11 protein-coding genes are annotated in these 12,604 nt (G+C 68.0%); 6 read left to right on the top strand and 5 right to left on the bottom strand.

Translation table 11 applies throughout. From position 1 onward, the window contains the following. Positions 1 to 41: 41 nt before the first annotated feature. Entirely contained in the window at positions 42 to 1,220 is a 1,179-nt protein-coding gene (locus E6C72_RS28625; protein ID WP_247876001.1) for a D-alanyl-D-alanine carboxypeptidase family protein, read from the bottom strand. A 122-nt stretch (positions 1,221 to 1,342) separates the two neighbouring features. Next, entirely contained in the window at positions 1,343 to 1,798 is a 456-nt protein-coding gene (soxR, locus tag E6C72_RS28620) for a redox-sensitive transcriptional activator SoxR (protein WP_109443556.1), read from the bottom strand. Positions 1,799 to 1,960: 162 nt separating this feature from the next. On the opposite strand from soxR, the gene E6C72_RS28615 reads away from it, so the two are divergent. After that, positions 1,961 to 3,151, top strand: a complete 1,191-nt coding sequence (locus E6C72_RS28615; RefSeq protein WP_109443555.1) for an HPP family protein — start codon at positions 1,961 to 1,963, stop codon at positions 3,149 to 3,151. Between the two features lie 91 nt (positions 3,152 to 3,242). Here E6C72_RS28615 and E6C72_RS28610 read toward each other — a convergent pair whose 3' ends face one another. After that, on the bottom strand, positions 3,243 to 4,250 hold the full coding sequence (locus E6C72_RS28610; RefSeq protein ID WP_109443554.1) for a zinc-dependent alcohol dehydrogenase family protein: 1,008 nt from the start codon (positions 4,248 to 4,250) through the stop codon (positions 3,243 to 3,245). 115 nt (positions 4,251 to 4,365) lie between these two features. On the opposite strand from E6C72_RS28610, the gene E6C72_RS28605 reads away from it, so the two are divergent. Next, positions 4,366 to 5,214 (top strand): LysR family transcriptional regulator, encoded by an 849-nt coding sequence (locus E6C72_RS28605; protein ID WP_109443553.1) that lies wholly within the window; start codon positions 4,366 to 4,368, stop codon positions 5,212 to 5,214. Positions 5,215 to 5,311: 97 nt separating this feature from the next. Here the strand turns inward: E6C72_RS28605 and E6C72_RS28600 are convergent, their stop codons facing one another. Continuing rightward, positions 5,312 to 6,241 (bottom strand): replication protein RepA, encoded by a 930-nt coding sequence (locus E6C72_RS28600; RefSeq protein ID WP_109074722.1) that lies wholly within the window; start codon positions 6,239 to 6,241, stop codon positions 5,312 to 5,314. A gap of 883 nt (positions 6,242 to 7,124) precedes the next feature. On the opposite strand from E6C72_RS28600, the gene E6C72_RS28595 reads away from it, so the two are divergent. From E6C72_RS28595 to E6C72_RS28585, 3 genes are all read left to right on the top strand, one after another. Next, positions 7,125 to 8,117 (top strand): cation diffusion facilitator family transporter, encoded by a 993-nt coding sequence (locus E6C72_RS28595; RefSeq protein ID WP_109443552.1) that lies wholly within the window; start codon positions 7,125 to 7,127, stop codon positions 8,115 to 8,117. A gap of 109 nt (positions 8,118 to 8,226) precedes the next feature. Then, positions 8,227 to 9,255: an AAA family ATPase gene (locus E6C72_RS28590; protein WP_109443551.1), complete on the top strand. Its 1,029-nt coding sequence runs from the start codon at positions 8,227 to 8,229 to the stop codon at positions 9,253 to 9,255. Beyond that, a complete protein-coding gene (locus E6C72_RS28585) occupies positions 9,245 to 10,159 on the top strand; it encodes a ParB/RepB/Spo0J family partition protein (protein WP_109443550.1) in 915 nt (304 codons plus the stop codon). Before E6C72_RS28590 ends, E6C72_RS28585 begins: the two co-directional genes overlap by 11 nt. On the opposite strand, the gene E6C72_RS28580 is transcribed toward E6C72_RS28585, so the two are convergent. Then, a complete protein-coding gene (locus E6C72_RS28580) occupies positions 10,156 to 11,589 on the bottom strand; it encodes an aldehyde dehydrogenase family protein (RefSeq protein ID WP_109443549.1) in 1,434 nt (477 codons plus the stop codon). The two genes, E6C72_RS28585 and E6C72_RS28580, sit on opposite strands and share 4 nt — an antisense overlap. A gap of 108 nt (positions 11,590 to 11,697) precedes the next feature. Between E6C72_RS28580 and E6C72_RS28575 the strand changes: the two genes are divergently transcribed. Next, positions 11,698 to 12,597, top strand: a complete 900-nt coding sequence (locus tag E6C72_RS28575) for a LysR family transcriptional regulator (RefSeq protein ID WP_109443548.1) — start codon at positions 11,698 to 11,700, stop codon at positions 12,595 to 12,597. The last annotated feature ends 7 nt before the right edge of the window (positions 12,598 to 12,604 follow it).

Genomic DNA, 12,604 nt, shown 5'->3' with positions numbered 1-12,604 from the left:
GAAGTGGTTGCGGGCCGGAACTCGCCGGCCCGCGACGCACATCACGGCAACAGATGCCCAAGCCGCTGGCCGAGCGCGGTCAGGCCGCTGGAGGCCGGAACGTCGGCGCCGGCGACCAGATCAACCTGCCGGCGGACGGCGCCGTCATAGTCGATGCGCAGCTGGCCGACGACGTCACCGCGATGGACCGGGCTCGGCAGCGGTTCGACCAGGGTGGCGACGACATGCAGGCTGTTGCGGTCGGCCGGCGCCATGGTGACGGTCACGTCGTCGGCGACCGTCACCGGCACGCTGTCCTCCGCCCCCATCCACACCGGCGCCTGTTCGACCAGCTCGCCCTTGCGCAGCAGGGGATAGAGCCTGAAGCTGTTCCAGGCCCAGTCGAGCAGCCGGGTCGGCTCGTCGTTGCGGGACTGCGGGCTGGGCAGGCCGTTGACCACCAGCACGAGACGGCGGCCGTTGCGCTCGCCCGACGCGGTCAGGCCATAGCCGCCGACCTCGGTGTGGCCGGTCTTGATGCCGTCGACGCTGACCGGGTGGTAGAGCAGCGGGTTGCGGTTGCCCTGGCGGATGCCGTTCCAGGTGAAGGTCCGCTCCGACTCGTAATGGTAGAATTGCGGAAAGTCGCGGATCAGATGGCCGGCGAGGATCGCCAGATCGCGGGCGGTGGTGTAGTGGTCCGGATCCGGCCAGCCGCTGGCGTTCATGAAATGGCTGTCGGCCATCCCCAGCGCGCGCGCCTTGGCGTTCATCATCGCGGCGAAGGCGGATTCGCTGCCGGCCAGCCCCTCGGCCAGCGCGACGGCGGCGTCGTTGCCGCTGTCGATCAGCAGCCCGCGCAGCAGATCCTCGACCCGCACCGTGCTGCCCAGCTTCAGGAACATGCGGGAGCCGCCCATCTTCCAGGCGGTCTGGCTGACCGGGAAGCTGGTGTCGAGCGTCGTCCGGCCATGGACCAGCGCATCATAGGTCAAATAAGCCGTCATCATCTTGGTCATCGAGGACGGCGCCATGCGGGCCGTCCCGTTCTTGTCCAGCAGCACGGCACCGCTGGAGAGATCGACCAGATAGGCCTGCCTGGCCGCCGTGTCCGGCTGGGACAGCGCGAGAGCGGGAACCGGGAGCAGGACGGCGGCGGCCAGAGACAGGCAGGCGGCCAAGCGGCGAAAGAGGGCGGCGGACCGGCCTTCGGAGCGCGGCCGCGGATTGACGACGATCACCCTGTGGATCCCCTGAGGCGACGGATGGGTCTTGTGACGGCCGCTTCCATGGACCATCGCCGCGCCGGCTTCACCCCTTATTTTCGTATGGCTCCCACTTTTAATCTGGGAGGGCTGGAGGATCAGGCCGGATCGAGCAGCCGCGGGCCGGGGCCGCCGTCGCCAAGCTCGTCCCACGGGTTGCGCAACGGGCAGTCGCGGATCGACAGGCAGCCGCAGCCGATGCAGCCGTCCAGATTGTCGCGCAGCTTGGTCAGCTTGGTGATGCGGTCGTCCAGCTCGGCCCGCCAGCGCTCCGACATGCGGCGCCAGTCGGCGGTGGTCGGGGAACGGTCCTGCGGCAGGGCGTTCAGCGCGTCGGCGATGGAGGCGAGCGAGATGCCCAGCCGCTGCGCCACCTTGATGACCGCCACCCGCCGCAGCACGTCGCGGGAGAATCGGCGTTGGTTGCCTGGGTTGCGCCAGCTTTGGATCAGCCCCTGCGCCTCGTAGAAATGGATGGTCGAGACCGCCACGCCGGACCGACGCGCCACCTCCCCCACCGTCATTTCCTTGTCGTAGTCCTCCGGCGACAGCATTCCGGCCCCTCCCCTCTCCTGCAACCCTCCGTCCCGCCAGTCTGGCGGCTTTTCCGCTTGACCTCAAGTTCTGTTGAGGTTTTAGCCTGCCCCGACTTTGCCGCCTGAATGGGCAGAGTGCCGATTGGGTGATCAGATGTTCAGACCGGGGATGGGGACCGAATGACCAGGGAAAAGCTTGCCGCCTTGCGGGACCGTCTGGCGGGTTTGGGGGAGGTCGTGTTCCGGCCGATCCTGCCCGGCGCCACGCTGCGCGACCGCATGATCGCCTGCTGCGGTGCGTTGCTGGGCATCGCCGCGACCGGGCTGCTCTGCCGCAACATGCTGGACTTCATCTCGAGCGCGCCGGTGCTGGTGGCGCCGATGGGGGCGTCGGCGGTACTGCTGTTCGCGGTGCCGGCCAGCCCGCTCGCCCAGCCCTGGTCGATCGTCGGCGGCAACACGCTGTCGGCCATCGTCGGGGTGCTGGTCGCCACCGTCATTCCCGACCCTATGCTGGCGGGCGCCGCCGCGGTGGCGCTGGCCATCGCCACCATGTCGCTGACCCGTTGCCTGCATCCGCCCGGCGGCGCCGCCGCCCTGACCGCGGTGCTCGGCGGGCCGGCGGTGACGGAGATGGGCATCAAGTTCGCCTTCTTCCCCGTCGCGGTGAACTCCGTCCTGCTGCTGACCGCCGGACTGATGTTCCACCGGCTGTCCGGCCACCGCTATCCGCACAAGCCGGTCAACGCCCACCGCACCAACGACCCGCCGCCGCAGTTGCGCCCCGGCCTGACCCAGGGCGATGTCGACGATGCGCTGCGCACGCTGGCCGAGACGCTGGACGTCAGCCGCGACGATCTCGGCGCCCTGCTGGTCAATGCCGAGCTGCACGCGCTGGAGCGGCTGCATGCCGACATCACCTGCCGCGAGATCATGTCGCGCGATCTCGTCACCGTCACGCCGGACACCCACCCGCAGGTGGCCCGCGCCCGGCTGCTGGAGCATGGCTTCCGCACACTGCCGGTGGTGGATGGGCAGAACGCGGTCGTCGGCATCGTCGGGCACGAGCAGCTGTCGCACGGCGACGCCGTCCATCACGGAGCGCGTGTCGCCGCGGTGATGGCGCCGGCGGCGACCGAGCTGCCGGACACTCCGGTCTTCCGCCTGCTCGGCCGCCTGTCCGACGGCCGGACCCATGACGTGGTGATCGTCGACCAGAACCGCCGGGTGCTGGGAATGATCACCCAGACCGACCTGCTGGTGGTGCTGGCCCGCACCGCGCTGGCGCGTGCGGTGCAGACCGGGGTCGATGGGCTGAACGATGCCCTGCCACGCGGCTACCTGCGCGACGTGACCGCCGGGCGGGCGTAGCGGTCCAAGGGCCGGGGCGCCTCCCTTCGCCGTACCGGCCCTCTGGTCCGCAGCCGGAGCGTTTGAACTCTGGTGACGGCGGTCCATGCGCTCAGAGTGCGATGTCGACGACGATCTTGCCGCCGGCACTTCCATCGGTCACGGCGGTGTGCGCGTCGTCGGCCTGCTCCAGCGAGAAGCGCCGCGGATCGAGGCGGGGCAGCAGTTTGCCGGCTTCGACCAGCGCGGCGGCGCGGCGCAGGATTTCGCCATGGTTCGCCATTCCTTCCCCCGTCAGCAGGGGCAGCAGGGTGAAGACGCCGGAATAGGTCGCCGCACGGAACGAGAGCGGCGCCAGCGCATGCGTTCCCCAGCCCAGGCAGCTGACCACATGGCCGAAGCGCCGCACCGCCTGGAACGAGGCATCGAGCACCGGTCCGCCGGCGGTGTCATAGACCAGATCGAAACCGCGGCCTCCGGTGTGGCGGGCGACGTATGTTTCGACCGTCTCGGCCCGGTAATCGATGGCGGTGGCGCCGAGTTGTTCGACCACTGCCTTCTTGCCTGCGGACTCCGTTGCCCAGACGGTCGCACCGAACGCGCGGGCGATCTGCACCGCAACATGCCCCACACCGCCGGCCCCGCCATGGACCAGGACCGTCTGGCCGGATTGGACATTGGCGCGGTCGACCAGCCCCTCCCAGGCGGTGATGGTGATCAACGGCAGGGCCGCGGCTTCGCGCATCGTCAGGTTCGCCGGCTTGTGCGCGAGCAGGTCGGCCTGCACGGTTGCGTACTCCGCCAGCGAGCCCTGGCGCCCGCCGACGCCGCCGGTCATGCCATAGACCTGATCGCCGGGCTTGAAGGCGGTGACACCGGGACCGACGGCGACGACCTCGCCCGCCAGATCGATGCCGAGGATGGCGGGCAGCGGATGTTTCGCATGGGCGGCGGCACCGGCCCGAATCTTGGTGTCCAGCGGGTTGACGCCGCTGGCGGCGATGCGGACCAGCACCTGGCCCTGACCGGCCACCGGTCGCGCGACCTCGGTCAGCCGGAACGGGGCGTTATACGCGTCCAGCACCAGCGCGCGCATCGTGTTGTTCGGATCCTGGGACATGGCCTTGCTCCTTCGTCGGGGTGCATCGTGGTGACGTTCCGAAGGATGTGCCGAACGCGAATGTTTGAAAAATAAAGATACTGTTTGAACTCCATTCATTTATGTATGATCTGGCATGGAATGGAGCGACCTTCGGATTTTCCTGGCGATCGCCCGCGCGGGCACGCTTGGCGCAGCCGCGCGGCGGATCGGGCAGACCCAGCCGACCATGGGGCGGCGTCTGCGCGCCTTGGAAGAATCTGTGGGGCACGCTCTGTTCCAGCGAACCAGCGACGGCTTCGTGCTGACCGACGAAGGGACCGCCGTGCTGCGCCATGCCGAGCGCATGGAAGAGGAAAGCCTTGCGCTGGAACGCGAGCTGTCCGGGCAAGGCGGGCGGTTGGAGGGCAGCCTGCGGTTATCGTCTTCCGACTGGTTCGGCCTGCACATGCTGACCCCGGTGATTCGCGACTTCACGCGGCGCCACCCCGGCGTGATGGTGGAACTGCTCACCGAATCCCGGCTGCTCAGCCTCTCCAGGCGCGAGGCCGACCTTGTGTTTCGCATTCGTCCGTTCGACGAGCCGGACGTGGTGCAGCGCAAGCTGACCCGGATCGACTATGCCCTTTACGGTCCGATCGAAGGCCCGGAGCCGAAGGGCGGTGACGGCTCGGGCTGCGCCCTGGTCACGATGGACACCGCCTTCGGCGGCATGCCGGATGTCGCATGGCTGCGGCGTATGCTGCCGAACGCCCATGTCGCGTTTCGCAGCAACAACCGGGACGTCCAGGCCGCCATGGCCGCTTTCGGCGTCGGATTGGCGGTTCTGCCGCGCCCCATCGGCGACGTCTCGGACAGGCTGCGGGTCATCGACCTCGGCGAGCCGCCGCCCGGACGTGATGTCTGGGTCGGCTATCACCAGGATCTTCGCCGGCTGGCACGCCTGCGCTTTCTGCTGGATCTGATGATCGAGCGCTTTTCGTGAGTGCCTGAGTCCGATGTACAGCGTCACCAGAGTTCAGGAATCGCGGTAACCGGCGTCACCAAAGTTCAGCGATCAGAGGCCGTGCGGTAGGACGCCGTCAGGCGATGCGTGCCATCACCCGCTCGTTGATCGGCGGACGTGACGGGTAAAGGATCAGCCCTTCGGCCGCTTCCTCGACGCGGGCGTCCGGGTAGGCGGCCATGGCGTATTTCAGGTTGGGGATGAACTTGGTCTTGAACTGGCGCACCAGGGCATAGCCGGCACCGAACTGGCCATGCAGGGCCGCCCAGGTGATCGGCGTCGGCTTGTCCAGCGAATGCAGGCGGTAGGCCAGCCAGATATAGACGTCGAGCGCCATCGATTTGCCGCTGATCGCCTTCAGCGCCTCTTCGGCCACCGGAACCGGATGCTCGCGCAAGGCTTTGAAGAAGCTGTCGCTCAGCCGAACCGTTTCTGTGAACAGGGTTCCCTGGCGGTCGTCGGGACGGCGCAGCTGGATGGCGTCGGCGACGATCGATTCCTTGCTCTGCCGCCGGCCGCCGTCGGCGTCGGTGAAGAAGGTCAGATGGCAGGCGGACAGGCGGGCGGCCTGATCCTCCACGTCGCGATAGGCCTTGCCGCAGATCGGTATGTCCATGCGCTTCAGCCAGTCATGCATGGATCCGCCCAGCTCGACCTCCGGATTCCCGGTCTGGATGGCGCGGGTCTGGAGATAGAGCAGGATCATGCGGGCACGGCTGCCATAGGGCACGCCGATTCGGCGGGTGACGCCGTTGCGGTCCTCGATCACGCCGGGTTGGATGACCAGCTTCACCTTGTGGCCGGGCCGTTCCCAATGCTGATCGTCGGGAAGCTGGCGGTGTGGCAGTGCTGTCTGGCAGAATCCGGCATAGGTGATGCCCAGCTTGCCGTTTTCCGCCGCCTGGACCGCGGCGGCAATGTCGATCAGCGGCCGTTCCTCGTCCGAAACGAGGGCCAGCGCGCCGTCGCGTCCGTGTGTCTCGATCAAACGATGAATGCTGCCCATACCCGTCTCCAGCCTTTGGCCACCATGACCGTCCTGTGACCGCCCTATGACCGAACCTGCCAGATACAACACCCCGGATCGCGCCGAAGGCAATTTGAACCTTGGTGACGCAGGCTAATTGGAAGCTATTTGGAACCAACTATTAGATTCGTCACCAAGGTTCAGGGGATAAGTCCGAGTCGCGTCACCACAGTTCAAGACTGGCGTCACCAGAGTTCATGGGGAAAAACCTTGGGCCTGTGGGCGAATCGAGGTGGTGGAGCGGCTGTCCGCTTGAACCTTGGTGACGCTGTGCCGGTCGATTCGGGGGTGGATTCGGGTGGCGGGGCCTGCTGGGCGTCACCAAAGTTCAAGGATTCCAGCAGGTAAGACGGGTGGCGTTTTGGGCCTGTGCCAGGGTCCCCTTTCTTTGGTCTGGCTGGCGGGGCCATTGAAAATCATCGGCGTCGCGTCATCTCTGCGAAGGCGGGGATCCGGGAGCTTTGCTCAATAATGCATTGAATTGGCTGGATTCCTGCCTTCGCGCGAATGACGGCTGGGAGCGCTTCCCACCGCTTGGACGGAAGGTTTTGCGCAGCCGGAGGCTTGTTCCGCGGCTCTTCATCGGTCCGGATTGTCCGGGCGTCACCAAAGTTCAAACGCGTCGTCGAGTCGATTCCCGACTCCAGGCGTCACCAAAGTTCAAACCCTGGAAGGGGCCAGCGTCACCAAAGTTCAAGAGTCATGCCGAGTCGGTCCGGCCAGGGGCGTCACCAAAGTTCAAACCGTCCCCGGTTCTGCCGCCTCGGGGGCGTCACCAAGGTTCAGGACTCCGGCCGCCAGGGAACAGGTTGACCGTGGCGGAGTTGTCTTGCCCTAGGGCCGGATCGGTGGAGGGGGTGATATGGTGCGCGAAGCGGTGGCGGCATCGGCTGGGGCGGCTTCGGCCGGGGATGCCGAAGACGGGGACTCGGGAAAAGTCGTCATCGCCGCCATCGCGGCCAATCTGGCGATCACCGTCACCAAATTCGGCGCGGCGCTGATCACCGGCAGCGCGTCGATGCTGAGCGAGGCCGTGCATTCCCTGGTCGATAGCGGGAACGAGGCGCTGATGCTGGTCGGGCTGAAGCGGTCGCGGAAGCCGCCCGACGAGCGCCACCCCTTCGGCTACGCGCGCGAGCTTTACTTCTGGACCTTCGTCGTGGCGTTGGTGATCTTCGCCGGCGGTGCCGTGGTCTCCATCTATGAAGGGGTGGAGAAGATCCTGCACCCGCAGCCGGTGGAGTCCGCCTGGATCAACTTCGTCGTGCTGGGCGTCGCCTTCGTCATGGAGGCGATCAGCTGGGTGGTGGCGCTGCGCGCCTTCAACGCCGACCGCGGTGAGGCCGGCGTGTTCGAGACCGTCCATGCCAGCAAGGATCCGACCGTCTTCATCGTGCTGTTCGAGGATTCGGCTGCCCTGGTCGGGCTGATCATCGCCGCCGCCTGCCTGTCGGCCGACCTGCTGCTGGACCAGCCGATCTATGATGGCGTCGGGTCGATCCTGATCGGGCTGGTGCTGGCCACTACCGCCGCCTTCCTCGCCTATGAGACCAAGAGCCTGCTGATCGGCGAGTCCGCCCGCCCCGACCTTGTCCATGGGGTGCGCGTCCTGGTGCGGGAGGAGAAGGCGGTCGACCAGGTGAACGAGGTGCTGACCATCCATCTCGGCCCCAAGGTGGTGATCGTGAACGTCAGCCTGGACGTGCGCGACGACGTCAGCGCCGGACAGGTGGAACAGGCGCTGGCCCGCATCGAACGGCGGGTGAAGGAACGGTTCCCGGAAGTCCGCCGCGTCTTCACCGAGTTGCGGGCGAGGGAGCATCGGGACCGACCGGAGCGGACCGGACGAGGCTGACCGATCGGTCGGCTTGTTGTTGCAACTCCGCACGGGGTCCATTGACAAAGTTCCGGCAACTTGCTCAGACTCCGCGCGGCTATCCGCCGGGGGGCGGAGTCCGAGGCGAATGACGGGAGTGTTGTCGATGGGTGCCGGGGGCGACGACATGCGCCAGCTGCGCGAGCGGCGCGGCGAGAACCAGACGCAGTTCGCCGAATGGCTGAACGCGCAGCTCGGCCGCAGCTATACCAAGGCGCGGATCAGCCGCTGGGAAAGCGGGGCGGAGCGGATCCCGCAGCAGCTCGTCGATTTCCTGACCCGTCACAAGGCGGACGAACGGCCCCGGTCCGCAACCTATCTTGCCGTCGCCAACCAGAAGGGCGGCGTCGGCAAGACCGCCACCGCCGTCAACCTCGCCTATGCCCTGACCGAGGGCGGGGCGCGGGTGCTGCTGATCGACTGCGATTCCCAGAGCAACGCCACCGTCCATGTCGGCATCGGCAACGCCGCCATCGTCGCCTTGGAGCAGCAGCGCAAGACACTCTATTATGTGCTGCGCTCGGAAGAGCCGCTGACCTCGGTCATCATGCCGACGGCGGAGCGCGGGCTGGATCTGGCGCCGGCCGGCTTGTCGCTGGCCGATGCCGACGTGGAGCTGGCGGCGGATTCCACCGGCGGGCTGATCCTGCGCGAGAAGCTGGACGAGGTGCGCCACGCCTATGATTTCGTGGTGATGGACTGCGCGCCGAACCTGGGGCTGGTGACCGCCAACGCGCTGTCGGCGGCGGAGCTGGTGGTGGTGCCGGTGCAGACGGAGGCGCTGGCCCTGCTGGGCGTCAAGCGGCTGGTCGACACCATCGGCCGCATCCGCCGCCGGGTGAACCCCAGCCTGCGCATCGCCGGCATCATCCCGACCATGTACAACGACCGGCTGACCCAGGACCGGGCGACCTTGCAGGAGCTTATGGAGTCCTACGCCAGTCAGGTGCCGGTCTTCGATCCCATCCCCCGTGCCACCGTCTATGGCAAGGCGGCGGCGGCCGGCATGATCACGCTGGCCGGCGATCCCAAGGCGCCGGGGGCCGAGACCTTCCGCGAGGTGGCGCGCCAGATCCGCGCCTATGCCCAGAACCGGGAGATGCCGCATGTCGCGTAAGTTCGAACGCAAGACCCGCGAACTGCTGGGCGGCGCGGCGGAGCCGGCCGGCGTGGTGGCCGGCGGGCTGACGGTGGGCAGCGACCGGCTGTTCGGCACCTCGGCCGGCTTCCCGCATGTGGTGGAGCTGGACCTTGCCCGCGTCCGCCGCAACCCCGACCAGCCCCGCCGCCATTTCGACGAGGCGGAGCTGCGCAGCCTCGCCTCCTCCATCGAGCGGCATGGCTTGCAGAACCCGATCCTTGTCCGCCCCCTGCCCCAGGGCGAGTATCTGCTGATCGGCGGCGAGCGCCGCGTGCGTGCGCATGAGATGCTGGACCGCAAGACGGTCTTCGCCATCCTGACCTCCGGCGATCCGGACGAGATCGGACTGATCGACAATGTCCAGCGCGTCGATCTGAACGCGGTGGAGTATGCGGCGGCGCTGGCCCGGCTGATCGACAAGCATGGCTACACCCACGACGAGCTGGCCGCCGTCGTCGGGCGTGATCGCACCGACGTGACCAAGCTGCTGGCGATCATGGGGCTGCCGGTGGAAATCCGGGAGGAGTATGCGACGCGGTTCGCCCATGTCTCCCGCTCCGTGATGATCGAGATCGCCGCCGCCCCGGCCGAGCTGCAGGATCGGCTGTGGGAGCGCGCCAAGGAGGGCGCCAGCGTCAAGGCGGTGCGGCAGGCCAAGCGCGAGCATGCCAATGGCGCCGTCGCCGAGGCTCCGCCGCCGGATGCCGCCCAGGAGCCGGAGGCGAAGGAGGCGGTGCGGGCCTTGCAAGCCAGCGTGAAGCGCATCCTGCGCGATGTCGCCGTGGTGCGCGAGCAGCGCCGCTACCTCGATCCCGACAACCGCGACCGGCTGCTGCAACTGCGGGCGGAGATCGATGCTATTTTGGAAGAGGGCGCCTAAACGCCCTCACCCAGCAGAGCCTTGGGTTCCAGGAAGGCGTCCAGGCCGAAGCTGCCATACTCGCGGCCGATGCCGGACTGCTTGAAGCCGCCGAAGGGCGCCTTCGGGTCGTGGGCAAGGCTGTTGATCAGCACCCGGCCGGCGACGATGCGGTCCGCCACCCGGCGGGCGCGGGCGCTGTCGCCCGATAGCACATAGGCCTGGAGTCCATAGACGGTGTCGTTGGCGATGGCGACCGCCTCTTCCTCATCCTCATAGGGGATGATGGAAAGGACCGGGCCGAAGATTTCCTCCCGCGCGATGGTCATCTCGTTGCGGACGCCGGTGAACAGGGTCGGGCGCACGAACCAGCCCCCGGAAAACTCCGGCGGCCCCTCTGGCCGCCCTTCCCCGCCGGCCAGCAGGACGGCGCCCTCTTCCAGCCCGATGCGGATGTAGCGCTGCACCCGCTCCCACTGGATCCGGCTGACCATCGGGCCGACGGTGGTCGCCTGATCGCGGGGATCGCCAGCCCGTACCGCCTCGACCGCCGCCCTGGCCAGCGCCTCGATCTCGGCGAGGCGGCTGCGCGGGGCCAGCAGGCGGGTGCCGGCGATGCAGGCCTGTCCGCTGTTCATGAAGGCGGCGTTGAGCGCCAGCGGGATCGCCTGGGACAGGTCGGCGTCGTCGAGGATGATGGTCGGCGACTTGCCGCCCAGCTCCAGCGTAACCCTTTTCAGCGTGTCGGCCGCCGCGCGCAGGATCGCTTTGCCGGTGGCGGTGGAGCCGGTGAAGGAGATTTTGGCGACGTCGGGATGGCTGGAGATCGCCGTCCCCACCCGGTCGCCGCGGCCGGTCACGATGTTGAACAGGCCGGGCGGCAGATCGGCGGCATGCAGCGCCTCGGTGACGATCTGCGTCTGGCGGGCGCTCATCTCGCTGGGCTTGATCACCGCGGTGCAGCCGGCGGCGAGTGCGGTGGCGAGCTTGCCGCAGATGAAGCCGGCGTTGCTGTTCCACGGCGTGATCAGACCGGCGACGCCGAGCGGTTCCATGCTGACCTCGGCCCTGCCCATCCGGCGGAGGAAGGGATGGTCGGCCAGCAGTGCGGCGGTCTCGCGGAAGGCGCTCACCGGGTGATCGACCATGAAGGCGGCGCGCGAGGCGGGGGCACCATATTCGTCGATCACGGCGTCGAGCAGGTCGCCGCGCCGGGCGGCGACGGCATCGCCCAGCCGGTGCAGCAGGGCGATGCGTTCCGCCTTGCCGGTCCGGGAGAAGGCGGGGAAGGCCCGCTTGGCGGCGGCGATGGCCGTCCGCGCGTCCTCCTCGTCGGCAAGGCGGACGCGGCCGGTGACGGCGCCGGTCGCCGGGTTGTGCAGGTCGGACAGCTCCGTCCCGTGCGGGGTGACGAAGCGGCCGTCTATATAGATGGTGTCGATCTCGTGCATGACGGGTCTCCCGAATGCGTCGTTGGGCGGCTGGTCATTCAGGTGGCGCAGGGGCTGTCGGGTGATAAGGTGGACAATCCCGCATGAATCGGTGAACGGATCGGGACAATGTCACTCACGGGATTGGCGGAGCTGGAGGCTGTGCAGGCGGTCGCCCGGCATCGCGGCTTCCGGGCCGCGGCAGCCGAACTGGGGATGTCGCGCTCGGCGCTCAGCCACGCCATCGCGGCGCTGGAGGAGCGGCTGGGGGTGCGGCTGTTCCACCGGACGACGCGCAGCGTGGCGCTGACCCGGGCGGGGGAGCAGTTCGTCGCCGACACCGCCCCTGCCCTGCGCGACATCCGCGCCGCCATCGACCGGCTGTCCGACCATCGGGCGTCACCGGCCGGAACGCTGCGCATCAACAGTTCGGCCGGGGCGGCGCGGATGGTTATGAAGCCACTCATCCTGGAGTATCTGCGCCGCTATCCCGACATGATTGTGGACATCGTCACCGAGGGGAAACTGGTCGATATCGTGCTGGAGGGCTTCGATGCCGGCGTGCGGCTGGCCGAGCAGGTACCGCAGGACATGATCGCCATCCCGCTCGGCCCTGAACTGCGCTTCGCGGTCGTCGGCACACCGGGGTATTTTGCCGGGCGCTCCCTGCCGGCGACCCCGGCCGATCTTTCCGGTCACCGCTGCATCCGCAGCCGCCTGCCGAGCGGCGCCCTCTATCGCTGGGAATTCGAGCGCCATGGCGAAACGGTCGCCATCGACGGCAGCGGGCCGCTGATCCTGGACGATCCCGTTCTGATGCTCGACGCGGTGCGGGCGGGGCTGGGGGTGGGCTATCTGGCGGAATGGCATGTCGCCGAGGACATCGCCGCCGGTCGCCTGCTGCGCGTGCTGGGGGAGTGGACCCAGCCGTTTCCGGGATTGTGCCTTTACTATTCAGGCCGGCGCCATCTGCCGCCGGGGTTGCGGGCGCTGGTGGATCTGGTGCGGGAGCTTGGGGGCGGGTGGTAGAGGGTGA

The organism is Azospirillum sp. TSH100 (assembly GCF_004923295.1).
Classification (GTDB): domain Bacteria; phylum Pseudomonadota; class Alphaproteobacteria; order Azospirillales; family Azospirillaceae; genus Azospirillum.
Note: the sequence above shows the minus strand (reverse complement) of the source record. Positions and strands in the feature narration are given on the sequence as shown.

Excerpts from the sequence above, each read along its gene's own strand:
- E6C72_RS28615 (WP_109443555.1), top strand. The coding sequence starts at position 1,961 with ATGACCAGGGAAAAGCTTGCCGCCTTGCGGGACCGTCTGGCGGGTTTG.
- E6C72_RS28580 (WP_109443549.1), bottom strand. The coding sequence starts at position 11,589 with ATGCACGAGATCGACACCATCTATATAGACGGCCGCTTCGTCACCCCG.
- soxR (WP_109443556.1), bottom strand. The coding sequence starts at position 1,798 with ATGCTGTCGCCGGAGGACTACGACAAGGAAATGACGGTGGGGGAGGTG.
- E6C72_RS28590 (WP_109443551.1), top strand. The coding sequence starts at position 8,227 with ATGACGGGAGTGTTGTCGATGGGTGCCGGGGGCGACGACATGCGCCAG.
- E6C72_RS28610 (WP_109443554.1), bottom strand. The coding sequence starts at position 4,250 with ATGTCCCAGGATCCGAACAACACGATGCGCGCGCTGGTGCTGGACGCG.
- E6C72_RS28605 (WP_109443553.1), top strand. The coding sequence starts at position 4,366 with ATGGAATGGAGCGACCTTCGGATTTTCCTGGCGATCGCCCGCGCGGGC.
- E6C72_RS28585 (WP_109443550.1), top strand. The coding sequence starts at position 9,245 with ATGTCGCGTAAGTTCGAACGCAAGACCCGCGAACTGCTGGGCGGCGCG.
- E6C72_RS28595 (WP_109443552.1), top strand. The coding sequence starts at position 7,125 with ATGGTGCGCGAAGCGGTGGCGGCATCGGCTGGGGCGGCTTCGGCCGGG.
- E6C72_RS28575 (WP_109443548.1), top strand. The coding sequence starts at position 11,698 with ATGTCACTCACGGGATTGGCGGAGCTGGAGGCTGTGCAGGCGGTCGCC.
- E6C72_RS28600 (WP_109074722.1), bottom strand. The coding sequence starts at position 6,241 with ATGGGCAGCATTCATCGTTTGATCGAGACACACGGACGCGACGGCGCG.